The sequence below is a fragment of the Streptomyces sp. NPDC096152 genome (genome assembly GCF_044763235.1).
Lineage (GTDB): Bacteria > Actinomycetota > Actinomycetes > Streptomycetales > Streptomycetaceae > Streptomyces.
Genome location: NZ_JBIWFW010000002.1, coordinates 238,386 through 262,956 on the forward strand (window position 1 = coordinate 238,386; position 24,571 = coordinate 262,956).

The following is a 24,571-nucleotide window of genomic DNA, read 5'->3' on the forward strand; positions in this document are numbered from 1 at the left end:
GGAGTCCGCGCCGGGGCGGGGGCTCCGGGCCGTGTCCGGACGAGCCTCAGTTCCCGTCGCGCTCCACCGGCACCTTCTGGGCCGGCGGCACCGCTCCGTTCAGCGACGCCGAAGTGCCGTTCGCGCCCTGCCCGTTCTGGTTCATCGACGACAGCAGCTGCCGGGCCAGGCCCAGCCCGGTGCCGCCCATGGTGAGCGCCTTGGCGAACAACTCGGCCATGCCGTCGGCGCCGTTGAGCAGCACCATGTTGTCGACATTGCCGAAGGCCGACGCGCCGGCCTGGACGATCTCCGGCCAGTTCTCGGCGAGTTGCTGGGCGACGACGGCCTCCTGGTTCTCGGCCAGGGCGGCCGCCCTGGCCTTGATGGCCTCCGCCTCCGCCAGGCCCTTGGCCTTGGTCGCCTCGGCCTCCGCCAGGCCCTTCGCCTGCGCCGAGGCCGCCTCGGCCTCACCGGTGGCCCGGGTGGCCGCCGCGGTGGCCGTGCCCCGGGTCTTGGTGGCCTCGGCCTCGGCGCCCGCGGCCGTCTTCACCCGGGTCGCCTCGGCCGCCGCCGCGAGCTCCGTCTCCTTGGCCTTGGCCTGCGCCGCCGAGATCCGCACGTCGCGCTCGGCCTCGGCCAGCGTGCGCTTCTCGTAGGCCTTGGCGTCCGCCGGCTTGCGCACGTCCGCCTGGAGTTGCTGCTCGCGCCGGTGCGCCTCCAGCTCGGCGACCCGCGTCTCCTGGACGACGACCTCCTGCCGGGCCGCGGCATCGGCGAGCGGACCCGCCTGCCGGGCCTTCGCGCCCGCCTTGTCCCGCTCGGCCTGGTAACCGGCCTGCAGGATCTCGCTGTCCCGGGTGGCCTCGGCCATCCGCGCGAAGGACTGCTGCTCCGCCTCCGTGGCGAGACGATTCGCCTCCGCCTGCGCGATGCGCGCGTCCCGCTGGACGGCCGCCGCGTGCGGCATGGCCAGGTTCTGGATGTAGCCGGTCGGGTCCTCGATCTCGTGGATCTGCAGCGAGTCGACGATCAGGCCGAGCTTCTCCATCTCCGTACCGCAGGCCGCCCGGGTCTGCCCGGTGAGCTTCTCCCGGTCGCGGATCATGTCCTCGACCGTCAACCCGCCCACGATGGAGCGCAGATGACCGGCGAAGACGTTGTGCACCCGCTCCGACATCAGCCTCTGCTGGTCCAGGAAACGCCGGGCCGCGTTGGCGATCGACACGAAGTCGTCGCCCACCTTGAAGATGACCACGCCCCGAACCTTGAGCGGAATGCCCTGGTGGGTCACGCAGTCCACCTGCAGTTCGGTCTCGTTCAGATCCAGCGAGAGCTTGCGCACCGCCTGCACCCCGGGCAGCACCAGCGTGCCGCGACCGGTGACGATGCGGAAGCCCATGCCCTCCTCGAGACCCTCGGTCCGGTGCTTCGAACCGGAGATGATGAGCGCCTCGTTCGGCTCGGCCACCCGCCACATCATCTTGAACAGACCGATCAGCACGAGAACGGCAACGACGACCGCCCCCGCAACGACGCCGACAACCATCGGCATACGCCCCCTTTGCATGGTGCCCTTTCGGCACCGAACGAAGGGGAGTGTGCTCCTGCGCGAGGCCGGGGTGAAGACGCTGACGGATCCTTGTTGCAATCTTGACGCGAACGGCCCTCACCTGCGAAGGACCGGGCTCAACTGTCGTACGCCGCCGTGACGTAGACGGTCCGCGGGGGCAGGTACTCCACCACCATCACGACCGTCCCCCGCTCGAGGCGGTCCGTCCCCGCCGGGTAGGCGAGGAAGTGCTCGGCCCCGCCGCGCACGCGGACGATCACCTCACCGACCAGCCCGGGCCCGACCGTTCCGGTGACCCGCCCCATCAGCCCCACCATCGACGCATCGTCCATGGTCACAGCGTACGGGCTGAGAACCCGCTCACGGGGTGGCGGAGTCCGCGACGGTCCGCTCGGCCGGCCACCGCTCGTGCCAGCGCAGCTCCGCCTCCAACTGCGCGGCCAGCGACACCAGCAGCGGTTCGCTGTTCGCCGGGCCGAGGAGCTGGGCGCCGACCGGGAGCCCGCCGGCGACGAAGCCCGCGGGCACGTTCACGCCGGGCCAGCCCAGGACGTTCCACGGCCAGGCGTAGGGGCAGACGGCGATCATCGCACGGTCGGTGGCCAGCCCCCCGAGGTCCCGCATCGCGCCGATCCGGGGCGGGGGACCGGCCGTCGTCGGCGCGAGCACCACGTCGTACGCCTCGAAGAACGCCCCGATACGGCGGTGCATGACCGCCTCGGCGCGCCGGGCCGCCCGCAGCGGGACCCCGCCGAGCAGCCGGCCCAGCCGGGCGGCGCCGTGGGTGCGGCGGTCCAGCAGCCGGGGGTCGGGCGCCTCCCGCACCCGTTCGGCGATCCCGGCGGTGGCGCGCGGCACGAAGGTCAGCCCGATCTGCCCGTACGGCGGGTCGGCCTCCTCGACCAGATGCCCCGAGGCCGCCAGCCGGTCCGCGAGGTCGACGACCCGGGCCCGCACCTGCGCGTCGAGCCGGGCCGACACCGCGGTGAACGGCGGCTTGAGGGAGAGCGCGATGCGCAGCCGGCCGGGGTCACGGCCCACCGCCGCCGAGACCTCCAGCGGCAGGGGACGGTGCGGGTCCCGCGGGTGGTTGCCGCTCGCCGCGTCCAGCAGCAGCGCGGCGTCGGCCACGGTGCGCGCCAGCGTGCCGTTGACCGTGATGCCGTGGAAGGACTCGCCGCGCGGCCAGGTCGACACGCGGCCGCGCTGCGGCTTGATGCCGACCAGGTGCGTCCAGGCGGCCGGGATCCGGACCGAGCCGGCGCCGTCCGAGCCGAGGGCGGCCGGCACCAGCCCGGCGGCGACCGCGGCCGCCGAACCGCCGGACGAGCCGCCCGGGGTGCGGTCGGTGGCCCACGGGTTGCGGGTGTCGCCGAAGGCGGGCCCCTCGGTGAAGGGCCACTGCCCGAACTCGCAGGTGTTGGTCTTGCCGACGATCACGGCGCCGGCCGCGCGCAGCCGCCGTACCGCCTCGCCGTCCTCCGGCACCGGCGGGAACTCCCCCTGGCAGCCGAACGCGGTGGGCTCGCCCGCCACGTCCATGTCGTCCTTCACGGCCACCGGGACACCGAGCAGCGGCCGCCGCACCCCGGCGGACAACTCCCGGTCCGCCGCCTCCGCCTCGGCGAGCGCGGCCTCGGCCCGCACGATGCGGAAGGCGTTGAGGGAACCCTGCGCCGCCTCGATCCGGGACAGCGTCCCGGCGACGAGCGCACGGGACGACACCTCCCCGGCGGCGAGGGCACGGGCGGTCGCGGCAAGGCCGGCGGCACGGTCGAGCGTCATGCGGGACACCTCCGGGAACGTCGGTCTACTGAACGGTAACGTCCGGGAGGGCGCAGCGGAACGGCTCCTGCGGGCCCTTCGCCGCCCACCTTGCCGAGGGAGGCCGGAAACACGCTTCACCCGGCGCCGGACCGACTCGGCTCGGCTCCGGTGACGGTGGTCCGGGCGGCGGCCCGGACGGCGGCCGGTCACCGCGCGAGCAGTCTGCGCAGCCAGTCCAGGTGCGCGGCCTGCGCGGACCGGGACACGGCCGCCTGCGGGGCGAAGCCGTCGAAGCCGTGGAAGCCGCCGGGCCAGACGTGGAGTTCGGCCACACCGCCGGCCTGCCAGATGCGGGAGGCGTAGGCGACGACCTCGTCCCGGAAGGTCTCGGCGGACCCGACGTCGAGGAAGGCGGGGGGAAGGCCCGACAGGTCCTCGGCGCGGGCGGGCGCGGCGTAGGGGGACACGTCCGGGCCACCGCGCCGCTCGCCGAGCAGTGCCGTCCAGCCGGTCTCGTTGGCCGTACGGTCCCAGGGGGATACGCCCTCCATCTGATGGGCGGAGGGGCTGTCGTTACGGTCGTCGAGCATCGGGTACAGCAGCATCTGCCCGGCGGGGCGCGGGCCCCCGCGGTCCCTGAGCAGCAGCGCCAGCGCGGCGGCCAGGCCACCGCCCGCGCTGGCCCCGACGAGGACGATCCGCTCGGGGTCGCCGCCCAGTTCCGCGGCGTGCTCCGCCGTCCACAGCAGGCCGGCGTGGACGTCCTCGACGGGGGCGGGATGCGGGTGCTCCGGCGCCAGCCGGTACTCCACCGACACGACGACGGCGCCGAGTTCACGGGCCCAGTCCAGGGCCGTGTTCACCCCGAGTCGGTTGGTGCCGAGGACCATGCCGCCGCCGTGGATGTGGTAGATCACCGGCCGCGGGGTGCCGTCCGCCGGCCCGGTCGGGCGGCAGACCAGCAGGGAGACGTCGGGTGCGTCCCGGGGGCCGGGCACCGTCCGGTCCTCCACCTCGAAGGCGCCGTCCATGGTCAGGTCCAGCGCGTCCGCCAGCTCGACGGCCGGGCCCCTGCGGGCGTCCGCGATGTCGTCCAGGGTGAAGTCCGACCGCAGCAGGTCCTCGCACGGCTCCAGGGCGGCGGCGAGCTCGGGGTCGAACGGGGGCGGGACCTGGGTCATGGGTGCTCCTGTTCCGGGTGGGGGACGCGGTGTCCCGTACGGCGATGGACGCGCTCCGTGTACCCCGCCCTTGCGCGGCCGAGCCCTTGCGCGGCCGAGCCCTTGCGCCGCCGACCCCCGGCGCCGCCGACCCCGGCGCGGGCGAGTTCCGGCATGGGCTGGGCCCCGGCACGGCAGGGCCCAGCCCAGCACCAAGGGGCCGGAGCGGTGAATGCTCCGGCCCCTTCGCGGTGTGTCGCCCTGTCCCGGCGTGTCGCCCCTTCCGGGCGCGCCGCCTCTTTCAGGTCGCCCCGAAAGCCGTAGGGTCCGGGCCCTGGCCTCGACCCAGGCCCAGGCCCAGGCTCAGGAGCAGCCTCGGTTCAGGCCCAGCCCAGCCCAGCCCAGCCCAGCCCAGCCCAGGCTCAGGCGGCCGCGCCGACCGTACCGTGCAGGCGGGCGACGACCTCGGTCAGCTGCGCGGCGACCTCGGCGTCGTCGACCGGGTGGGTCTCGGCGAAGCGGGTCACGGAACCCGGGATGGACAGCTTCAGGTCCTCGATCACCTTGCCGCCGGCGATGCCCACGGCCTTGCGGGTGTCGTCCTGCGCCCAGACACCGCCGTACTGGCCGAAGGCGGTGCCGACCACGGCGACGGGCTTGCCGCCGAAGGCGCCGGCGCCGTACGGACGGGACAGCCAGTCGATGGCGTTCTTCAGCACGGCCGGGATGGTCCCGTTGTACTCGGGCGAGAAGAAGAGGAAGGCGTCGGCGGACTGGGCGGCCGCGCGCAGCCGGGCGGCCGCGGCGGGCACGCCGCCCTCGACGTCGACGTCCTCGTTGTAGAAGGGAACGTCGGCCAGGCCCTCGAACAGCTCGACCTCGGCACCCGCGGGGGCGAGCTTGACGGCGGCCTCGGCGAGCTGACGGTTGTGCGAACCGGCGCGAAGGCTGCCGACGAGCGCGAGGATACGAACAGACATGGGGGACTCCAAGGGAGGGTTCAACACTGCGATAACGATCCGGACCGAGGTCCGTTTAATGTCTACCAGGCCAACCGGACCGGGGTCCAGTTTCATTCCCGTGCTTTACGCTGTCTTCATGTCCAGCGCTCTGCCGCCCTTCCCCAGACCCCAGGAGCCTCTAGACAACCCGGTCCTGCTCCAGCTCGGCACCGGTGTGGACGAGCCGTGTCTGCGCGCCGACGCCGCGCGCAACCGCGCCCGGCTGCTGGACGCCGCCGCCCGCCTGGTGGCGGAGCACGGCGCGGCCGGCGTCACGATGGAGGCGGTCGCCGCGGCCGCCCAGGTGGGCAAGGGGACGGTCTTCCGCCGCTTCGGCGACCGTACCGGTCTGCTGCGGGCGCTGCTGGACCACTCCGAGAAGAAGTTCCAGGCCGCCCTCCTCGGCGGCCCGCCCCCGCTCGGTCCGGGCGCCCCGCCCGTGGAGCGGCTGCGCGCGTTCGGCTGCGCCGCCCTGCGCCGCACCGCCGGCGAACTGGAGCTGCAACTGGCGGCGGAATCCGGTCCCGACCGCCGCTACCTGGTGCCGGCCCGCCGGGTCCAGTACGCCCATGTGGCCATGCTGCTGCGGCAGGCGGTGCCGGACGGGGACAGCGAACTGCTCGCGCACTCCCTGATGGGGTACCTCGACCCGGTCCTCGTCCACCACCTGACCCGGCAGTGCCAGGTCCCCATGGAGCGGCTGCAGGCCGGCTGGCAGGACCTGGTCGCGCGCGTGACCTGCACGGGGACGCCGCGGCAGGACTCCTGAAGGATCCGGGTCCGGGCGGGCGGCAGGCCCCGCGGCGTCTCCCGCTCGGCCCCGCCCCGAGCGCTCCTCCCGGCTTCTGCCAGGATGCGGTACGTCATGGTGCAGATACCGGAACCGCCCGTGCCCTCGCCGCCCACGAGCGCCGACGTGGCGCGCCTGGCCGGAGTCTCCCGCGCGACCGTCTCCTACGTCCTGAACAACAGCAGCGCCGTAAGGATCAGCGAACCCACGCGCCGCCGGGTCCACGAGGCCGCCAGGGAACTCGGGTACGTGCCCCACGCGGCCGCCCGCAGCCTGCGCGCCGGACACAGCCGCATGGTGCTGATGCCCGCACCGGCCACTCCGGCCGGCCCCCTCTACAGCAGGTTCATCGACGAGCTCCAGTGGGCGCTCGGCCGCCTCGACTACACCGTCGTGCAGCACGGCACCCTCGGCGCGCACGGCGACGAGGCCGCCAGGGCCTGGGCCGAGCTGAGACCGGCCGCCGTGCTGGTGCCCGGCTCCGGCCTCGGCCCGGAGGGCGTCGCGGTGCTCAGACGCGCCGGCGCCCGCGCCGTGGTCACCCTCGGCAGCGAGTTCGTCGAGGGCGCCCACGCCCTGCTCATGGACCACGAGGCCGTCGGCCACCGCGCGGGCGTCCACCTGCACGCCCGCGGCCGGCGCCGGATCGGCGTGGTCGTGCCCGAGGAACGCGGGCTGGACGTCTTCTCCCGGCCCCGCCTGGCCGGCGTGCGGCGCGCCCTCGACGGCACCGACGGCATCGTGACCGAGCTGCCGCTGGCCTACCAGGAGCGGTCCGCCGCCCGGCTGGCCGCACGCTGGCGCGGCCTCGGCCTCGACGCGGTCTTCGCCTTCAACGACGAGTACGCCATGCTTCTGATGCGTGCCCTGCAGGACGAGGGCGTCCGCATCCCCGAGGACACGGCCGTCGTGGGCGCCGACGACCTTCTGCTCGGCCGCCTGCTGCGGCCGCGGCTGAGCACCGTCCACATCGAGCTGCCCTCCGGCCGCGACCTCGCCGAACTGGTCGACCGCGCCGTACGCGACCCGGGCACCCCGCTCCAGAGGCACAGGGTGCTGGGCGCCACGGTCGTGCACCGCGAGTCCAGCTGACGCCGTACGGCCGCTACCGGGATCCATTCGCAGTGCACCGGCCTTCAGCGCCGGCCAGTCCTGATGTTCTGCATCTCAGCCATCTCCCGAATACGTAGGGTGATCGGTATGCAGCTTCGGTACGGCTTCCGCCTGTACCCGACGGCGGGCCAGCGCCTCGCGCTGTACGGGCGCACTTTCGTCAAGGTGGGCCGGTTCGAGCCCACCAGCCAGGTGTGCTCCGCCTGCGGCCACCGCGACGGCCCCAAGCCCCTGCACGTGCGGGAATGGACCTGCACGGCCTGCGCTACGGTCCACGACCGGGACTTGAACGCCGCGAAGAACGTGAAATCGGCCGCCGGACTGGCGGTGACAGCCTGCGGAGCGCCGGTAAGACCAGAACCCGTTCTGGCACAGCGCAACGAAGCAGGAAGCCACGGAAGCCCGCCCGATGCCCGTGCCGCCTAGCGGCACAGCACCGAGCGAGCAGGCCGGAATCTCCCTCCTTCAGGAGGGAGAGCAAGTCAATGGCCGTCCTGCTCCGCCTGCGCCTGCTGCTCGGCGACCGCCTTGCGGACCTCGTCCATGTCCAGGTTCCGCGCCTGGCCGATCACGTCCGTCAGGGCGGCCTCCGGCAGCGCGCCGGGCTGCGCGAACACGGCCACCTGGTCGCGGACGATCATCAGCGTGGGAATGGACTGGATCCCGAAGGCCGCCGCCAGCTCCGGCTGTGCCTCGGTGTCGACCTTGCCGAACACCAGGTCCGGGTTCTCCTCGGCCGCCTTCTCGTAGACCGGGGCGAACTGACGGCACGGCCCGCACCACGACGCCCAGAAGTCGATGAGAACGAACTCGTTCTCCGTGACCGTCTGGTCGAAGTTCTCCTTGGTGAGCTCCACGGTGCTGCTCATGACCTGTCTCTCTTCCTGGTGTGGGGTGAAGCCGTCGGCACAACACGGCCGACCCTACGGGTATTCCGCGCCCCTACCCGTGTGGCCCGCACGCACACCACCCACCAGACTGACCCCATGACGGAAACGGAATCCATCGCGTACGACGTCGTGGTGCTCGGTGCCGGGCCCGTGGGGGAGAACGTGGCCGACCGCACCCGCGCGGCCGGTCTGTCCACCGCGGTCGTGGAGAGCGAGCTGGTCGGCGGCGAGTGCTCGTACTGGGCCTGCATGCCCAGCAAGGCCCTGCTGCGCCCGGTCATCGCGCGGGCCGACGCCCGCCGCCTGCCGGGCCTGAGCCAGGCGGTGCGGGGTCCCCTCGACACGGCCGCGGTCCTCGCCCGCCGGGACGAGTACGCCTCCCACTGGCACGACGACGGCCAGGTCGCTTGGCTGGACGGCATCGGCGCCGACCTCCACCGGGGGCACGGACGCCTCGACGGCCCCCGCACGGTCACGGTCGCCGGCCCCGACGGCGCGCGCACGGTGCTGACCGCCCGGCACGCCGTCGCCGTGTGCACCGGCAGCCGCGCCCGGCTGCCCGGGCTTGCGGGCCTCGACGGCGTCGAGCCGTGGACGAGCCGCGAGGCCACCAGCGCCAAGGCGGCACCGGGCCGGCTGATCGTTGTCGGCGGCGGCGTGGTCGCCACCGAGATGGCCACCGTCTGGCAGGCCCTCGGCTCGCGGGTCACCCTCCTGGTGCGCGGCAAGGGGCTGCTGTCCCGCATGGAGCCTTTCGCCGGCGAACTGGTGGCCGAGGCGCTCACCGCGGCCGGCGCCGAGGTGCGCACCGGCACCTCGGTGGAGTCGGTGACCCGGGAGAACGGCACCGTGGTGGCCGTCACCGGCGCCGGAGACCGCATCGAGGCCGACGAGATCCTCTTCGCCACCGGGCGCGCCCCGCGCACCGACGACATCGGCCTGGACACCGTCGGCCTCGAACCGGGCTCCTGGCTGTCCGTCGACGACACCCTCCGGGTCGCCGGCAGCGACTGGCTGTACGCCGTCGGAGACGTCAACCACCGCGCCCTCCTCACCCACCAGGGCAAGTACCAGGCCCGGATCGCGGGCGCCGCCATCGCCGCCCGCGCCGCGGGCGTGCCCGTCCTGGAGACGGACCCGTGGGGCGCCCACGCCGCCACCGCCGACCACCGGGCCGTCCCGCAGGTCGTCTTCACCGACCCGGAGGCGGCGGCCGTGGGCCTTTCGCTGGCCGAGGCGGAACGGGCCGGGCACCGCGTCCGCGCCGTCGACGTGGACCTCTCGTCGGTCGCCGGGGCGGGCCTGTACGGCGAGGGCTACCGCGGCCGGGCCCGCATGGTCGTCGACCTCGACACGGAGATCCTGCGCGGCCTCACCCTCGTCGGCCCCGGCGTCGGCGAACTGATCCACTCGGCGTCCGTCGCCGTCGCCGGGGAGGTCCCCGTCGACCGCCTGTGGCACGCGGTCCCGTCGTACCCGACCATCAGCGAGGTGTGGCTGCGGCTGCTGGAGGCGTACCGGGGCTGAGGCGTACGGGGGTCCAGCTGTTCGGGGGTCGAGCTGCACCGGGGCCTACGGGTTCTGCGGCAGCTCGAAGCCGAGGGCCCGCGCGGCCTCCTCGGGCGTCGGCTGGGCCCAGTGCCGCGCCATCGCCTCGTTCGAGGAGAGCGAGCGCGGTTCGGCCCGGTCGAGGTAGAGGACGCCGTCGAGATGGTCCGTCTCGTGCTGCACGATGCGCGCGGGCCATCCGGTGAACACCTCGTCCACCCCCCGCCCGTGCTCGTCCCGCGCCCGCAGCCGCACCTCCGCGTGCCGGGCCACCACCGCCTGCCAGCCCGGCACACTCAGACATCCCTCGAAGAACGCGGCCCGGGCCGCGCCGACCGGCTCGTACGACGGATTGACCAGCACCCGGAACGGCTGCGGCACCCGCCCCCGCGCCCGCCGCACCTCCTCCGGCACCGGCGCGGGGTCCTCGACGACCGCGATCCGCAGCGGCACACCGACCTGCGGCGCGGCCAGTCCCACCCCCGGCGCCGCGTGCATGGTGACGCGCAGCGCCTCCACGAACCGGGCCAGCAGCGCGGGGTCCAACTGGCCGTCGAACGGCACGGTGCCGCGCCGCAGCACCGGATCACCGGCCGCCACGATGGGCAACGGGCCACCGGGGGCGAGGAGTTCCTCGACCCGCTCGGCAAGGGGCGTACGACCGTGGGGAGATGCCATCGCGCCAGCATGACACGGCGGCCCGCCGGGGGCGGGCGAACGGGCCGCCGCCGTGCGGCGACGCCGATCACCGACGCCCCGCACGTTCCCATCGTGAACATTTCGTTCCCAGCCGAAATGTCTGTCTCGCGATGCGCGCACCGTGCCAGTCTCACCGCACCGGTGCCTGTGCGGACAACAGGGTCAATGCCGCAACCAGGCTGCCTCGCACCGCAGATGACCGACATCACGAGGACGTCTGCGCGGCGCCGTCTCCGCCCGGACCGAAGAACCCGAAAAGGAAGGGTCAACCGTGAAGCTCTGGAAGAAGATGGCAACCGCGATCGCGACCGGGACGGCAGCATCGGAGACTGGACCAAGAACTGCAGCGGCTAACTCGCTGAACTCCCGGGGCTACCGGCTCTTCGCGGGTGGATGGTCCGGCTACGTCAGCCACACCGACGGCAGCAACACGTACTTCTGCGACTGGCAGAGCAAGGATCTCTCCACCAAGGCCAGGGTCGACGGAATCTACCTGAGCTCGACCAAGGCCTCATGGTGCGCCTGACCCCGTAACCGGCTCCGCACGACAGTGCGCGGGGCACCGCGCCGCTGCCCTCTTCGGCCTCACCTCCTTCCCGGACATCGCGGGAAGGAGGTGAGGCCGGTCGCCGTGGGTGCTTGTCCGAGACCCGTGGTCCGAACGGCGTGCCCGCACAGCCCGAGTCCCCGAGCGGCTGCGCCAGGGTGTCCGGGAAGTTACTGACGTAGCGAGAGAGGCCTTGCGAACAATGGCGGCACAGACGTTCGGCTCCGGCTGAACCGTTCACCAGGGCTTGGGGGGCCGATGATCCGGATCCACTGCACTCTCGGGGACGTCGCCCGGACCCGGATCGCGCTGCTCGGCCCGCTCGCCGAGACCCAACTCAGTCTGTGGGTCGTGCAGCACCGAGGCGAGGCCGCGGTGTTCGACGGGTGGCGAGCACGCTCCCGGCCGCGGCTGACCGCCGACGCACGGGCGCTCGCCCGGGGCATCGCTCTCCTCCCGTCGACAGGGCAGAACCGTCTGCCACATCCTCACTCCCCTGGGCTCCGCCCTCCTCGAGAGGACCGCCGGCAGTCATCCGGCGGACCGCGTGCCCGTTTGGGAGTGAACGTGGCTCCGGCAGGATCCCGTATCCGCGGGAGCTCGTATCCGCGGGAGCTCGTATCCGGGGGAGCGGCCCGCGTGCGGGCGGGGCGACACGCTGACGGAACGGCTCGGGCGGGGCTAGGTTGGGCGGCATGAGCAATCTTGATCGCGAGGCGGTGCCCGCCGTGTGCGGCGGCCGTGGTTTCGTGGTGGCGGAGCCGGTGCGCGAGCTCCTCAGTCCACGGCGCGTCAGGCTCGGCGAGTCCACCGAGGTCCGGCGGCTGCTGCCGAACCTGGGCCGCCGGATGGTGGGCGCCTGGTGCTTCGTCGATCACTACGGCCCCGACGACATCGCCGACGAGCCCGGTATGCAGGTGCCCCCGCACCCGCACATGGGCCTGCAGACGGTTAGCTGGCTGCACGAGGGCGAGGTGCTGCACCGGGACTCGACCGGCAGCAGGCAGCTGATCCGCCCCGGCGAGCTGGGCCTGATGACCTCCGGCCGGGCGATCAGCCACTCGGAGGAGAGCCCGAGGTCGCACGCGCGCTTCCTGCACGGCGCCCAGCTCTGGGTCGCCCTGCCCGACAGCCACCGCGGCACCGACCCGCGCTTCGAGCACCACGCCGACCTGCCGACCGTCACGGCGCCGGGCCTGAAGGCCACGCTGATCCTCGGCACCCTCGACGGCGCGGCCTCGCCCGGCACCACGTACACCCCGATCGTCGGCGCCGACCTGGCCCTCGCGCGCGGCACGGACGTACGCCTGCCGCTGGAGCCCGACTTCGAGTACGCCGTGCTGGCCATGTCGGGCGGGGCGCACGTCGACGGTGTGCCGGTCCGTCCCGGCTCCATGCTCTACCTCGGCTGCGGCCGCACGGAACTCCCCCTGCGCGCCGAGTCCGACGCGGGGCTGATGCTCCTGGGCGGCGAGCCGTTCGAGGAGGAGCTGATCATGTTCTGGAACTGGATCGGCCGGTCGCAGGAGGAGATCGTCCAGGCCCGGCGGGACTGGATGGAGGGGTCCAGGTTCGGGGTGGTGAAGGGGTACGACGGTGCCCCGCTGCCCGCTCCCGAGCTGCCGCCGGTGCCGTTGAAGCCGCGTGGAAGGTCGCGCTGACCTGGACGAACACAAGGGGGTCGGTGGTGAGCGAAGGAGGGTTCGTCGGGCGCTGCCCCCCGGCTTCCCGGCCGACGGCGGGAGGACGGCAGAGCGGGTTGCGGACCTGACTCGCAGCTCATCCGGGGGCAGCCTTACGGCGCCGGCCATCGGTGCGTGCCGCTGTTGCCCTCGCGAGGCATGCTGTGCCTGGACGTGGCGAATGGCCGGATCATGTACGTCGCAGTACTCGATCGGCCCCCATGCGCCGCCAGAGTGAGAGGCCTTGAGGTCTGCCTGGTTCGCAGACCAAGTGCGCCGATCAAGCCGGCCGACCAAGACGCTTCGTGACGTCATCCCGGGCCCGCCTCATGGGTCTCTCACATGGGTCCGTGCACCCACAAGGCAGGCGGGTCCGGCTCCGCCTCGCTGACTTGTGGCCGTCGGTGATTGTCAGCGTTGGTCGTCGTTGCGCGCCCTAGGACGGCCCGCGACGGCCCCCGAAGACGCTCGCTCCTGCGGCACATCCACAGCCGGGAACGCGGCCTGATTCCAGCGGGCCGGGAACTTTCCTGTGCTCTGGGCGGCGCTGTCACCACTCGTCGTGGTCGCCGATCACCAGGAAGCTGCCCACGACGCCATCGTCGCCGAACACGGCCCCGCGGACGGTACGGGTCACAACGCCACTGGTGGCGCCGTGGGGTCCCACGGTGGCGACCGGAGCGCCGTTGTCGCAGTTGAAGCCGCGGAAGACCTCGACAATCTTCCGGCTGTCATTGAAAACATTGAAGCTGCTGGAGCCCAGTCCGCCGGCCGCAGTGATGCAACCCTCAGCGGAGGCGGAGAACGCACGTTCGTTGAAGTAGACCCTCCCCTCTTCCTTGTGGCTGTAGCCGCGTCCGCCGCTCTCGCGGCCGCGGCCCTCGGCCTTCCCCCCGCTTGCGCTGCCGCCTTCCGAGGGAGACTTGGCGGGGGCAGCTCGTTGGACAGGCCGGGCCGCCCGGTGGACAGAGGGGGACGCAGGGGTGGATCCGGCGGTTGAGGCGTAGGTGATACCGGCGGCGGCAAGGACCGCCGCGCCTACTCCGGCAGCGGTCACGGTAAAAACACGCATGGGCATGTCACTTCCCTCTGACTCCCGGGCGTCGGCCGAGCGGCCGACCTGTGGTGAACGTAACGAAAGCTCTCATAACTGGCATTTCATACACGTTGAGGGTGTGACGCTACGAGTCCGGACAGGTGGAAGCGCAGCACTCACTGCATATCGATGCGCGGCTGTGTGCCGCTCGGTCACCGCCATACGGATCAAGGGGAGGCGCGCCCCGCCCCGCCCCGCCGTGCATCCGCTCCTCCACCCACCACCGCCCCCAGCTGCCATCCCGTACGCCGTTGACCCACACACCGTGGAGCGGGCGTGGTCACCCGCTCCGCGCCGCCGGGTCTGATCCAGGGGACGTGAAGACCTCCCCATCCGGCGCCGCCGTCCTTCAGTCAGCGATGCCGTATCCGCGTGCGAGGGCGTCGAGGCCGTGGTCGTAGCCTTGGCCGACGACACGCAGACGCCGGAGCGGACCCCTGCGGTAGATCTCCACGAGCAGCATGGTTCGTTCGGTGGTGGCGGCGTCCAGGGTGGCCCGGGCGAGAGGTGCCCCGCTGCTGCCGGGGGCCGCCTTCTCCTCCCGGCAGCAGCACGACGTCGGTGCCGCCGGCGGACAGGTTGATCGCCGCGGACCCGCCCAGCTGGACGACATGGGTACGAGCTGCCGCGGCATCGGCATGGACGCCACCGAGCACCAGTACCCGACGTCGCGCCAGGGGCTTGTCCAAGGTGTCGGTAGAGGGCTCCGATTGGCGCGGCGCGGGGACTGACACGCAGGGGGAGGCCGTGGGGAGGGCAGCTGCTTCCCGGGTGGGTACGGCAGAGGTCGTGGTGGACACCGGCTTCACGGGCCCGACCTGTTCTGCTTTCGGCTCAGTCACCGGGGCGGTCCTGACGGCCGTCGCCTCATGCGCTGTCCCCGGCCTTACGTCGGCCAGGAGCCGCAGGAAGGCCTGCTCGTCGACGACCGGCACGTCTTCAGCGAGTTCGCGTCGGACCTTTGCCGAATCGGCCGCCGGTTCGTTGGTGACCAGCACGCTGGTGTGCCGGCTGACGGAGGTCATCATGTTCAGCCCGGCGGCAGCCGCCCGCGCTCATCGCGGGCGTCACGGCGCAAATACGGGGAGCGGCCATCTTCTTCACCGGGTGCGGCGTGATCAGTCTGCTGGCAGCCGCGCCGGCCGTCACGGTCCCGGCACTGCGGCACGCCCGACTCCAAAGCACAGGCGCTCAGACCTGACCAGGCCAGGGTCGCTCCGCAACCACTGCCCACCCCAGCTCCCATCCCATCCGCCGTAGCTTGTTGAACGGCGGACCTCAGCCTTTCTTCAGCATCAGCTCCGTGTTGCGGTCCCGGGGGTCGCTGTGGGGGGTGAGGGAGCCTTCGTGGGCGTTGAATGCGAGTTCGCGGTAGAGGGCGGCGAGGCCGGTCTGGGACAGGTCGGTGAAGTCCGTGCGGTGCGGCGCGGCGGACTCGACCAGGGTGGTGTGCAGCGAGAGCGTGCCGTCCTTGTTGTCCACCAGCTCGATGACGCGGGCGAGTTGGGGGAAGTCCACGTGGGAGGCGGTGGAGATCTCCCAGAAGGAGCGGCCGCCGCTGCCGGTGTGCGGGGTGATGGTGTTGCGGTGCACATGGCCGTTGACCCAGGCGACGACGTTGCGGTGGCGGCCGAGCAGGGCGAGCAGTTCGTCGCCGTTGCAGCGCTTCTCGTTCGGGCGGGCGGGGTCGGGGCGCGGGGTGGACATCGAGGTGCTGGTGTAGTGGCTGAAGACGATGGCGTACTCGTTCTTGTGCGCGTTCAGGGTGTGCTCGAGCCAGGACATCTGGGCCGCGCCGATCGAGCCGCTGAAGTTGCCCTGCGGGTCGGTGGTGTCGAGGCTGATGCCGACGACGTGGTCGGAGACGCGGAAGGAGTAGTACTGAGTGCCCTCCGCGAGGTTGGCCTGCGTGTAGCCGTGGCCGACCGGGCCGGGGCCGGAGTGCGCCGGGTCGAGGTGGGCCTTGACGTACTCGGCGGGCGTGAACAGGGCGCGTCGGTGGTCCGGGGCGACCCGGCGCATCGCGCGGGTGTGGGACTTCAGCAGATCGCGCAGGCTCCGGCCCTTGGGGTCGGAGCCGTCCTTGATGTTCTGCTGCAGCTTGCGGGCCTCGGCGGCGGTCACGGTGAACAGCTTGCGGTCGCCGGTGGCGAACTCGGTGAGGTAGGAGTCCCCGTGCCCGAAGCAGCCGACCAGGATGGAGTCGTGGTTGCCGACGGTGGAGTACCAGGGCAGGTTCAGGCCGGGGCTGCGCACCTCGCGGGTCGCGGCGTGCAGGAAGCTCTCCATGTGAGGGAAGCCGCGTTGCTTGTACTGGTCGCGGACGGTGGAGCCGGGCTGCCAGTACTGGCTCAGGCCGCTGCTCATGGCGCCCTCGTAGTGGCGCGGGTCGCCCGAATCGGGGGTGATGCGGCCGCCGCTGAGTATCTTCAGATACCAGTCCAGCTCGATGCGGGAGTTGTTGTCGGTGTTGTCGCCGGTGGTGATGACGAACTCCAGGGGGCTGCCGGTGACCGGCGCGCCGCGCAGAGTGTTGACCCGCTCGACCAGGGAGATCGCGCCCTGCACGGTGAGCGCCTCCTGCGGGCGCCAGGAGCGCGGCGAGGCGGCTTGCAGGAACTCCGTGCGCAGCGGGTGCTGGCTGTCCATCACATGGAGATCGGTGAGCTGCACGAACGCGGCGAGCGTGGTTCGGCGCCCGGCGCGTCCCGCCTTGGGCGCGGCCAGTTCGCTGCGCACTACCCGGCTCCAGCCGGGGCCGTCGCCAAGGCGGCGGTAGCCTGAGCTGTTACGGGCCGCTGCGGCCGTGGCGAGCGTGGTGCCCTTCGTGTACGGGGCAAGGGGCGCGGCCGGCGCCTGCCGGGAGTGGGCGACGGGCACCTCCCCATGGTTCGGGTCGCCGGCGGCCCGGCTCTCCTCGGGCCGCAGGGCGAGTCCGACGCCCGCGGTGAGGGACGCCGCCCCGGCGGCGAGCAGGGCGCGACGATGCAGAGTAGCCGTCGTGGCGACAGAGCGTGTGCGCGACATGGAGCGGTCTCCCCGATGCGAACGCGTCAGCAGTCGTCGCGGGGCCGTCGCTGTCGCGAACGTCCCGCTCGCTCTGAATGGTTGGCACCGACGGTGACCTGCGTGCGAACGTGAAAGCAACGTACGACGCCAATCACTGCACGTGGATCTTGGACTACCTTGAGCGTTCACGACCGCTCGTCGCGCGGCAGGGGGGCGGTCACTCCCTGTTCACTTCGCGGGACAGCGGCCTCATCTCCCGGGGGGTGCGACTGGCTGGGCGGTGCCGCGGTGCATGTGCCCGGTCGAGCGCCTGTGAACTCATGGGAGCCCGCTTCGCTGCTGATCATCGCAGGTGGCAACCCCGACCGGCTGGAGTCCGAAGCTTCCTTCGCCCACCTCTGCGGGGCAGCCCCTAGCTCCGCCACTTCCGGCCGGACCAACCGCCACCGTCTCAACCGCGCCGGCGCCCCGGGCCAAGGAGCTTGCTGGACGCCATGGACCGCGTCTGCTCGGCTCTGCCCGGGGCCACGGCAGACGGGAGCCCCCTGTATCCGCCACGACGGACCGGCGGTCGGGGACGGCGCCGCCTCGTCCCGGTGCCGGCTGCTCCCCCCCCGGAGGCTGGCTGAAGCGCGTGATCAGGACCGACAGCGATTCGGTGAGGTGAAGGGCTACGTCGGCCCCGCTGCCGGCCCCCGCGCTGCTGCCCGTGCCGCTGAAGCCGCGCGGAAGGGTGCGCTGACCGGGGGCGCAGGCTCACGGGGACGCCAACGCGCGGGGACGTGCCGCCGACTCGTATGGGCGCGCCGACTCGCATGGGCGCGCCGACCGGGGGCGGACTCGGTGCTACCGACCCGGTAGTGCGCCGACCGGGGGCCGACTCGGTGGTGCCGACTCGGTGGTGCTCCGACCCGGCGCCGAGCGGGTGTCACTCCTCGATCAGCGCGACCGTCCCGAGACCGGCGTGGCGCAGGGTCCGCTGGGCGGTGCGCCGCGCGCCCCGGACGGTGAGCCGCGCGATCGCGGGCCGTTGCGTGGCCGCGCGCAGCAGGGCGTAGGCGCACGCCAGATCGAGTCTGGTGACGCCGCTCAGGTCCACCACCCATTCGTCCGCCCGGCGCAACAGCGGATCGTCGAGCTGTTCCTCGAGCTGGCGCACGGTACCGAGGTCGAGCTCCCCGGCCAGGGCCAGCTCGGCTCGCCGGCCGCCGGCCGTGGCGGCGGCCACGGCGGACAGGTGCGGGGCGGGACGGTGTGATGCGGATGTCATGGCGACCTCCTCCGCCACCCGTTCGGTTGAAGCGGTACCCCCATTGTCGCGCTGCCGCCGACCCGTGGCCGGAGGGGTGTACGCCGGGCGGGGGAGTGCCGGAGAGCCCGCTCGCGGGAGGCAAATGTTGCTGCCCCGGTGCCGTCGGCGCAGGCTGGGACGGCAGGACAGCGCTGGGTCACCATTCCGTTACGCTTCCCTACCTCTAGGGGGCCGCATGGCCGTCGAAATCAGGCCTCTCATCAAGCCCTCCCGGCTCAAGAGCCGTGGAGGTATTTGGGGCGAGTGTCTGGCAGAGTTCCTGGGAACCCTCGTCCTCATCGCGTTCGGCTGCGGCGTGGTCGCCACGGCGGTCGCGGCACTGCCCGGGTCGGGACGTACCGAGGGCCCCACCACCTTCTTCATCAGCGCCGGCGACTGGCTGCTGATCACCTGGGGATGGGCGATGGCCGTGGTCTTCGGCGTGTACGTGGCCGGAGGCGTCAGCGGGGCCCACATCAACCCGGCGGTGACACTCGCGTTCGCCGTCCGGCGCCGCTTTCCCTGGATCAAGGTGGTCCCGTACTGGTTCTCCCAGCTCGCCGGCGCCTTCACCGGCGCGGCCCTGGTCTACGGCGTCTACCACAACGCGATCGGCGCCTTCGACCAGGCGATGCCGGGGCCGAAGACGAACGGGCACACCCTCGCGTCCTTCTCGATCTTCGGGACGTTCCCCGCGCCGTACTTCCACGGGGGCAACTGGGGTCCGCTGATCGACCAGATCGTCGGTACCGCGTTCCTGGTCATGCTGGTCGTGGCGATCATCGACCTGCGCAACACCGGAGTGAAGGCCAACCTCGGGCCGCTGCTGATCGGGTTCGCCGTCGCCGCCATCGGCATGTCCTACGGGGCGAACGCCGGGTACGCCATCAACCCGGCCCGTGACTTCGGCCCGCGGCTGTTCACCTGGGTCGCCGGATGGCAGGACCTCGCGCTCCCCGGCACCCTGGCCGGGGCGTTCAGCAACTACTTCTGGATCCCGATCGTCGGCCCGCTCGTCGGCGGCGTGATCGGCGTGCTGGTCTACGACCTGTTCATCGGCGACATCCTCCAGCTCCGCGCCCAGCAGGGCGAGGCCCCCGAGGTCGGGCGCGGCCGGCCCGTGACCGCGGCCGACGAGGAGTAACCGCGGCCTGTGACCGGCGGCGGGTGAGGGGGACACCGGCCACCGGCCACGAGCCACCGACCCCCGCGGACAACCACACAGACGTACGGCCCCAGAGCCGCCCGGCAGCGCGACACCAGCGCCGCCGGGCGGCTTTCGCATATCCGCCGGACGCGCGGATTCCGGGACACCGGAGGTCGATCGCTGCCGGCGGCCGGCTCCCGTGGCTCACGCGGCCCCGGCGGCAGGCGCCCGTGGTCATGGCGTCCGCGGCCCACGGCGTCCGCCGACACGGAGGCGTCCGGCCGGAGGACCGGGCGCCTCTTCCGCGTGGCGGAACGCTCAGGGCCGCTGGGCAGAACCTCGCGAGGTCACTTGAAGGACCGCAGCCGCAGGCTGTTGGTGACGACGAAGACCGAGGAGAAGGCCATCGCCGCCCCCGCGATCATCGGGTTGAGCATGCCGAAGGCGGCCAGCGGCAGGGCGGCCACGTTGTAGCCGAAGGCCCAGAAGAGGTTGCCCTTGATGGTGGCCAGCGTCCTGCGGGACAGCCGGATCGCGTCCGCCGCCACCAGCAGGTCGCCCCGTACCAGCGTCAGGTCGCCGGCCTCGATCGCCGCGTCCGTGCCGGTGCCCATCGCCAGGCCCAGGTCGGCGGTGGCGAGCGCGGCCGCGTCGTTGACGCCGTCGCCGACCATCGCGACCGTACGGCCCTGAGCCTGAAGCCGCTTGACCACGTCCACCTTGTCCTGGGGCAGGACCTCGGCGATCACCTCGTCGATGCCGACCGAGCGGGCGACCGACTCGGCGACCACCTGGTTGTCCCCGGTGAGAAGCACGGGCCGCAGGCCCAGCCGCCGCAGTTCCGCCACGGCCCGCGCGCTGGTCCCCTTGACCGCGTCGGCCACCGCGAGCACACCGCGGGCCTCGCCGTCCCAGGCCACCGCGACCGCCGTCCGGCCCTCGGCCTCCGCGGCGGCCTTGGCCGCGGCGAGGTCCCGGGGCAGCCGGACGGCCCACTCCTCCAGAAGCTTCTCCCGCCCGACGAGTACGGCGTGGCCGTCGACGACGCCCTGCACGCCGAGCCCGGCGACGTTCTCGAAGCTCTCCGGGACCGGCAGGGCGCCGGCCCGCTCGCCGGCTCCCGCCGCGATCGCCTGGGCGATCGGATGCTCCGAGGCGTGTTCCAGCGCCCCCGCGAGCCGCAGCAGTTCCCGCTCGTCGACCCCCTCGGCGGCGACCACGTCCTGGAGGGCCATCCGGCCGGTGGTCACGGTGCCGGTCTTGTCCAGTACCACGGTGTCGACCTTGCGGGTGGACTCCAGCACCTCCGGGCCCTTGATGAGAATGCCGAGCTGGGCACCGCGGCCCGTGCCGACCATCAGGGCGGTCGGCGTGGCCAGCCCCAGCGCGCACGGGCAGGCGATGATGAGGACGGCCACGGCCGCGGTGAAGGCGGCGGTCGCGTCCCCGGTGACGAGCAGCCAGGTCAGCAGCGTGCCCAGGGCGACGAGGATGACCACCGGCACGAAGACCGCGGAGATCCGGTCGGCCAGGCGCTGCACCTCCGCCTTGCCGTTCTGCGCGTCCTCCACCAGCCTGGCCATCCGCGCGAGCTGGGTGTCCGCGCCGACCCGCGCCGCCTCCACGACCAGGCGCCCCCCGGCGTTCACGGTCGCGCCCGTCACCGCGTCGCCCACGGTCACGTCCACCGGCACGGACTCGCCCGTCAGCATGGAGGCGTCCACCGCCGAGGTGCCCTCGACGACGGTCCCGTCCGTCGCGACCTTCTCGCCGGGCCTGACGACGAAGCGGTCGCCGACCGCCAGCTCGGCCACGGGAATCCGTACTTCCGCACCACTCCGCAGTACCGAGACGTTCTTGGCGCCCAGTTCGAGCAGGGCGCGCAGGGCGGCGCCCGCCTTGCGCTTGGACCGCGCCTCCAGATAGCGCCCGGCCAGGATGAAGGCGGTCACCCCCGCGGCGGCCTCCAGATAGATGGAGGACGAGCCGTCGGTGCGGGAGACGGTGAACTCGAAGCCGTGCCTCATCCCCGGCATACCGGCGTGCCCGAAGAACAGCGCCCACAGCGACCAGCCGAACGCGGCGAGGGTGCCGATGGACACCAGCGTGTCCATGGTGGCGGCGCCGTGCCGGGCGTTGGTGAACGCGGCACGGTGGAACGGCAGGGCACCCCAGACGACGACCGGCGCGGCCAGCGTCAGCGACAGCCACTGCCAGTTGTCGAACTGCAGCGCCGGCACCATCGCCAGGAGCACCACGGGGACGGAGAGCGTCAGGGACACCAGCAGCCGCTGCCGCAGGGAGAGCAGCTCGCCGTCCGCCGCCGGGGCCGCCTCGCCCGTGCCCTCGGCCTTCGGGGCCGGGGGCGGCGGCTCCTCGGCGGTGTAGCCGGTCTTCACCACCGTGGCGATGAGGTCGGCGACCTCGACGCCCGCCGGGTACGAGACCTTCGCCTTCTCGGTGGCGAAGTTGACCGTCGCCGTGACGCCGTCCATGCGGTTGAGCTTCTTCTCGACGCGTGCCGCGCACGAGGCGCACGTCATGCCGCCGATGGAGAGCTCGACCTCGGACGAGGCCGCGGGTGTCGTGCCGGCGGACGCCTTCTCGGTTGCCGTGCTGGTCATACGTATCTCCTGAGGGAGGCCGGGACGCACAGCGTCCGTATCAGCGGAGCGATACGTCCCGGCGCGGGGGAGCGACTGCGCGGGCCGCCGGGGCGGGGCCCGGCGGGGGTCAGGCCCGGCCGACGAGCTCGTAGCCGGCCTCGTCGACGGCGGCGCGGACGGCGGCCTCGTCGAGCGGCGCGGCGGAGGTGACGGTGACCTCGCCGGTCGCGGCGACGGCCTTGACCGCGCTGACGCCGTCCAGGGCGGATATCTCCTCGGAGACGGCGCCCTCGCAGTGGCCGCAGGTCATGCCGGAGACCTGGTAGACGGTGGTGACGCCGCTGTCCCGGACCTCGGCCGCGGCACCCGAGCCGCAGGAACCGCCGGAGCCGCCGCAGCAGGAGCTGGAGTTCGTCTGTTCGGTCGTCATGGTTACTTCCTCGGGGTCGGACGTGCGGGGTCGATCGTAGGACGGGGGTGGTGCCGAACCCGTCCCGACGCCGTCGAGACTATACCCCCCTGGGGTATTCGTCACGCGTGATGCGGGCTACACCCGCTGGGCCGGGTGGCCCTGCGGGCAGGACGGAGGGCCCCTACTGCCCGCGAGCGGCGGCGGCGACAGTGGAGGGCACAGCGCTCGCGTTTCCGCCGACCGGTGGGAGGAGAGGTGAGCGGCCGTGCTCCAGAGCGTGGACGTGGGACGACGGGGCCTGGACGCCCACCGCGCGTGCGCGGGCGAGGACCGGGATCCGGTCTGCGGGATGCGCATCGACGGCGCCGGCGTCCATCCCACCCGATACCGGGGCAGGGAGTTCCGGTTCTGCTCCGACTCCTGCGCGCGCCAGTTCGCCGCCGACCCGGAGCTGTTCTGGCGCGCGGTGGCCCGGGCCCGTCACGGCACCTCCCCGGTCACCTGAGCGGGGGAGCACGCCCGTGTCCGAGCTGCGGCGCGATCCCCTCACCCACGACTGGGTGGCCATCGCGCCCGCCCGGGGCCGACGCCCCCACAGGATGCCCGGACCCGGGGGCCCGTCCCCGCGCCGGCGCCCGCCCGCCGACCCGGCCTGCCCCTTCTGCCCGGGCCGGGAGGACGCCACTCCGCCCGAGGTCTGGCGCCTTCCCACCCCCTCGGGCACCGCGCCCTCGAACTGGCGCCTGCGGGTCGTGCCCAACCGCTACCCCGTGCTGACGCCCGCCGACCGCCCGGCCCGCCACCACACGGCCGGCCTGCGCCTCTCGGTGGAGGGCGTCGGCAGCCACGAGGTCGTCATCGAGTCACGCGCCCACGACTGGGACCTGCCCGACGGCGACGACGCCGCCGTCGCCGACGTCCTGCGTGCCTACCGCGCCCGCTGCCGGGCACTGCGCGACCGACGCCCTGGGATCGTGCTGCCCTTCCGGAACCACGGAGCCGGGGCCGGCACCTCGCTGCCCCACCCCCACTCGCAGATCGTCGCCACACCCATCGTCCCGGCCCGCTTCCGCCGGCTGTTCGACATCGCCCGTGGCTACTACGACGATCACGGCCGGTGCCTCTACGTCGACCACACCGCCGCCGAACTCGCCGACGGGGAGCGCGTCGTCGCCACCACCGACCACGTCGTGGCGCTCGCCCCCTACGCGGCCCGCACCCCGTACGAGACGCTGATCCTTCCCCGCCACCACGAGGCGTCCTTCGGCGACGCCTCCGACGCCTGCCTGGACCGGACCGCCTCCCTGTTGCGCCGCGTCCTCACCGCACTGCGCGACCTGCTCGGCGACATCCCGTACAACTACGCACTGATCAATGCCCCCAACGGCGAAGAAGGCACCGCCTGCTTCGCCTGGCACCTCCGGATCGCCCCCCGCCTGGCCGAACCCGCCGGCTTCGAACTCGGCACAGACATCGCCGTCAACCCGCTGCCGCCCGAAGAGGGCGCCGCGGAGCTGCGCGGCGCCCTTCGTCCCGTGGCGGGCCCGGGGAGGCCGTGACCGTGGCGGGCGCGCTCTGTTCCGGCGACCGTCGCTCTTCTGGCCCGCCGGGGCCGTCTGGTATTCCGAACCAGGGCTGCGATACCCCGTACGGGTATATTGGCCACAGTTCTGTCCGACGAGCCGGGCGCGGGAAGAGATGACGGGAACCACAGGTCGGTGGGGTGAGGCGTCGAACGGCGCCGTCCGCTGTGTCTGGGGTGCCGTCGTCGCGGTGCTCGCCGCGTTCGCCGTGCTCGTCCATCATGACGCCGCCGGGCCCATGGCCGTTCCGGGGTCACCGGCGTCCGTGAGCGCGATGTCGGGCACGAGGGCCGTGCGCGACATGAGCGCCATGCACGGCACGGATGCGATGCCCGGCATGGGGCACGCGTCCCCGGCCACCGGAACCAGGACCACGACGGTCACCGGAGCCACCAAGACCCTCGGCGCCGCAGACCTGCCGGCGGGCAGCGGCGACAACACCTGTTCGAGCGCGGCCGCGGGGCACTGCTCCGCCGCGGGTCTCAGCACCGTGCAGCTCGTGTCGCCGCCCGCCGACCCCCGCGCCGGCCCGGCGGACGCCGTCCACGGCGTCCGAGCGGCGCACTCTCCCCACGGGGTGGCGCACCGCGCCCCGCCCGATCTCTCCCTCCTCTCCCGGCTGCTCATCTAGGCCGCGCCCCGGGCGTCACCCTCGCGCAACCGTCCGGGAGCGAGGTG

Annotated in this window: 21 protein-coding genes and 3 pseudogenes; 11 read left to right on the forward strand and 13 right to left on the reverse strand. The window is 72.9% G+C overall.

Annotation, left to right across the window (positions count from 1 at the left end; translation table 11 throughout):
* Positions 1–46: 46 nt before the first annotated feature.
* The 5 genes from ACIQ9G_RS06505 to ACIQ9G_RS06525 all read right to left on the reverse strand — a co-directional run bounded on the left by ACIQ9G_RS06505 (position 47) and on the right by ACIQ9G_RS06525 (position 5,459).
* Positions 47–1,534 (reverse strand): SPFH domain-containing protein, encoded by a 1,488-nt coding sequence (locus ACIQ9G_RS06505; protein ID WP_403607173.1) that lies wholly within the window; start codon positions 1,532–1,534, stop codon positions 47–49.
* A 134-nt stretch (positions 1,535–1,668) separates the two neighbouring features.
* A complete protein-coding gene (locus ACIQ9G_RS06510; RefSeq protein ID WP_356181824.1) occupies positions 1,669–1,884 on the reverse strand; it encodes a hypothetical protein in 216 nt (71 codons plus the stop codon).
* 28 nt (positions 1,885–1,912) lie between these two features.
* Positions 1,913–3,337 (reverse strand): amidase, encoded by a 1,425-nt coding sequence (locus ACIQ9G_RS06515; RefSeq protein ID WP_403607175.1) that lies wholly within the window; start codon positions 3,335–3,337, stop codon positions 1,913–1,915.
* Between the two features lie 188 nt (positions 3,338–3,525).
* Complete coding sequence (locus ACIQ9G_RS06520; RefSeq protein WP_403607177.1) at positions 3,526–4,500, reverse strand: alpha/beta hydrolase; 975 nt, start codon at positions 4,498–4,500, stop codon at positions 3,526–3,528.
* A 401-nt stretch (positions 4,501–4,901) separates the two neighbouring features.
* Complete coding sequence (locus ACIQ9G_RS06525; RefSeq protein ID WP_402431274.1) at positions 4,902–5,459, reverse strand: NAD(P)H-dependent oxidoreductase; 558 nt, start codon at positions 5,457–5,459, stop codon at positions 4,902–4,904.
* Positions 5,460–5,577: 118 nt separating this feature from the next.
* On the opposite strand from ACIQ9G_RS06525, the gene ACIQ9G_RS06530 reads away from it, so the two are divergent.
* From ACIQ9G_RS06530 to ACIQ9G_RS06540, 3 genes and pseudogenes are all read left to right on the forward strand, one after another.
* On the forward strand, positions 5,578–6,249 hold the full coding sequence (locus ACIQ9G_RS06530; protein WP_403607179.1) for a TetR/AcrR family transcriptional regulator: 672 nt from the start codon (positions 5,578–5,580) through the stop codon (positions 6,247–6,249).
* A gap of 84 nt (positions 6,250–6,333) precedes the next feature.
* Positions 6,334–7,362, forward strand: coding sequence for a LacI family DNA-binding transcriptional regulator (locus ACIQ9G_RS06535; RefSeq protein WP_403607181.1), 1,029 nt, complete (start codon positions 6,334–6,336; stop codon positions 7,360–7,362).
* Between the two features lie 165 nt (positions 7,363–7,527).
* Positions 7,528–7,809, forward strand: a pseudogene (locus ACIQ9G_RS06540) (zinc ribbon domain-containing protein); the annotation flags it as partial.
* Positions 7,810–7,865: 56 nt separating this feature from the next.
* Here the strand turns inward: ACIQ9G_RS06540 and trxA are convergent.
* Positions 7,866–8,258: pseudogene (gene trxA / locus ACIQ9G_RS06545) on the reverse strand (thioredoxin); the annotation flags it as partial.
* 111 nt (positions 8,259–8,369) lie between these two features.
* Here trxA and ACIQ9G_RS06550 point away from each other — a divergent pair.
* On the forward strand, positions 8,370–9,800 hold the full coding sequence (locus ACIQ9G_RS06550) for a dihydrolipoyl dehydrogenase family protein (RefSeq protein ID WP_403607183.1): 1,431 nt from the start codon (positions 8,370–8,372) through the stop codon (positions 9,798–9,800).
* A gap of 45 nt (positions 9,801–9,845) precedes the next feature.
* Here ACIQ9G_RS06550 and ACIQ9G_RS06555 read toward each other — a convergent pair whose 3' ends face one another.
* Positions 9,846–10,499 (reverse strand): peptide deformylase, encoded by a 654-nt coding sequence (locus ACIQ9G_RS06555; protein ID WP_403607185.1) that lies wholly within the window; start codon positions 10,497–10,499, stop codon positions 9,846–9,848.
* Positions 10,500–10,791: 292 nt separating this feature from the next.
* Here ACIQ9G_RS06555 and ACIQ9G_RS06560 point away from each other — a divergent pair, with 292 nt between their 5' ends.
* Positions 10,792–11,046, forward strand: coding sequence for a hypothetical protein (locus ACIQ9G_RS06560; protein WP_403607187.1), 255 nt, complete (start codon positions 10,792–10,794; stop codon positions 11,044–11,046).
* 716 nt (positions 11,047–11,762) lie between these two features.
* Positions 11,763–12,728, forward strand: a complete 966-nt coding sequence (locus ACIQ9G_RS06565; protein WP_403607189.1) for a pirin family protein — start codon at positions 11,763–11,765, stop codon at positions 12,726–12,728.
* Positions 12,729–13,299: 571 nt separating this feature from the next.
* Here the strand turns inward: ACIQ9G_RS06565 and ACIQ9G_RS06570 are convergent.
* The 3 genes and pseudogenes from ACIQ9G_RS06570 to ACIQ9G_RS06580 form a co-directional block, all read right to left on the reverse strand.
* Entirely contained in the window at positions 13,300–13,827 is a 528-nt protein-coding gene (locus tag ACIQ9G_RS06570; protein WP_403607191.1) for a hypothetical protein, read from the reverse strand.
* A 367-nt stretch (positions 13,828–14,194) separates the two neighbouring features.
* A pseudogene (locus ACIQ9G_RS06575) lies at positions 14,195–14,897 on the reverse strand (TerD family protein); the annotation flags it as partial.
* A gap of 226 nt (positions 14,898–15,123) precedes the next feature.
* Complete coding sequence (locus ACIQ9G_RS06580; RefSeq protein ID WP_403607193.1) at positions 15,124–16,872, reverse strand: TIGR03767 family metallophosphoesterase; 1,749 nt, start codon at positions 16,870–16,872, stop codon at positions 15,124–15,126.
* A 294-nt stretch (positions 16,873–17,166) separates the two neighbouring features.
* Here ACIQ9G_RS06580 and ACIQ9G_RS06585 point away from each other — a divergent pair, with 294 nt between their 5' ends.
* Positions 17,167–17,715, forward strand: a complete 549-nt coding sequence (locus tag ACIQ9G_RS06585) for a transposase (RefSeq protein WP_403607195.1) — start codon at positions 17,167–17,169, stop codon at positions 17,713–17,715.
* Positions 17,716–17,782: 67 nt separating this feature from the next.
* Here the strand turns inward: ACIQ9G_RS06585 and ACIQ9G_RS06590 are convergent, their stop codons facing one another.
* Positions 17,783–18,124 carry an STAS domain-containing protein gene (locus tag ACIQ9G_RS06590; protein ID WP_403607197.1) on the reverse strand — a complete coding sequence of 114 codons (342 nt, stop codon included), beginning with the start codon at positions 18,122–18,124 and terminating at the stop codon, positions 17,783–17,785.
* Between the two features lie 217 nt (positions 18,125–18,341).
* Here ACIQ9G_RS06590 and ACIQ9G_RS06595 point away from each other — a divergent pair, with 217 nt between their 5' ends.
* Entirely contained in the window at positions 18,342–19,289 is a 948-nt protein-coding gene (locus ACIQ9G_RS06595; protein WP_403607199.1) for an MIP/aquaporin family protein, read from the forward strand.
* 350 nt (positions 19,290–19,639) lie between these two features.
* On the opposite strand, the gene ACIQ9G_RS06600 is transcribed toward ACIQ9G_RS06595, so the two are convergent.
* Together ACIQ9G_RS06600 and ACIQ9G_RS06605 are read right to left on the reverse strand one after the other, a co-directional pair.
* The gene (locus ACIQ9G_RS06600; RefSeq protein WP_403607201.1) at positions 19,640–21,916 is read right to left on the reverse strand and encodes a heavy metal translocating P-type ATPase; all 2,277 of its coding nucleotides are present in this window, start codon (positions 21,914–21,916) and stop codon (positions 19,640–19,642) included.
* Positions 21,917–22,025: 109 nt separating this feature from the next.
* Positions 22,026–22,328 carry a heavy-metal-associated domain-containing protein gene (locus tag ACIQ9G_RS06605; RefSeq protein ID WP_403607203.1) on the reverse strand — a complete coding sequence of 101 codons (303 nt, stop codon included), beginning with the start codon at positions 22,326–22,328 and terminating at the stop codon, positions 22,026–22,028.
* A gap of 247 nt (positions 22,329–22,575) precedes the next feature.
* Between ACIQ9G_RS06605 and ACIQ9G_RS06610 the strand changes: the two genes are divergently transcribed.
* The 3 genes from ACIQ9G_RS06610 (at position 22,576) to ACIQ9G_RS06620 (ending at position 24,524) form a co-directional block, all read left to right on the forward strand.
* Entirely contained in the window at positions 22,576–22,815 is a 240-nt protein-coding gene (locus ACIQ9G_RS06610) for a YHS domain-containing protein (protein ID WP_403607205.1), read from the forward strand.
* A gap of 16 nt (positions 22,816–22,831) precedes the next feature.
* A complete protein-coding gene (gene galT, locus ACIQ9G_RS06615; protein ID WP_403607207.1) occupies positions 22,832–23,869 on the forward strand; it encodes a galactose-1-phosphate uridylyltransferase in 1,038 nt (345 codons plus the stop codon).
* A gap of 139 nt (positions 23,870–24,008) precedes the next feature.
* Positions 24,009–24,524: a hypothetical protein gene (locus tag ACIQ9G_RS06620; protein ID WP_403607209.1), complete on the forward strand. Its 516-nt coding sequence runs from the start codon at positions 24,009–24,011 to the stop codon at positions 24,522–24,524.
* Positions 24,525–24,571 lie beyond the last annotated feature (47 nt).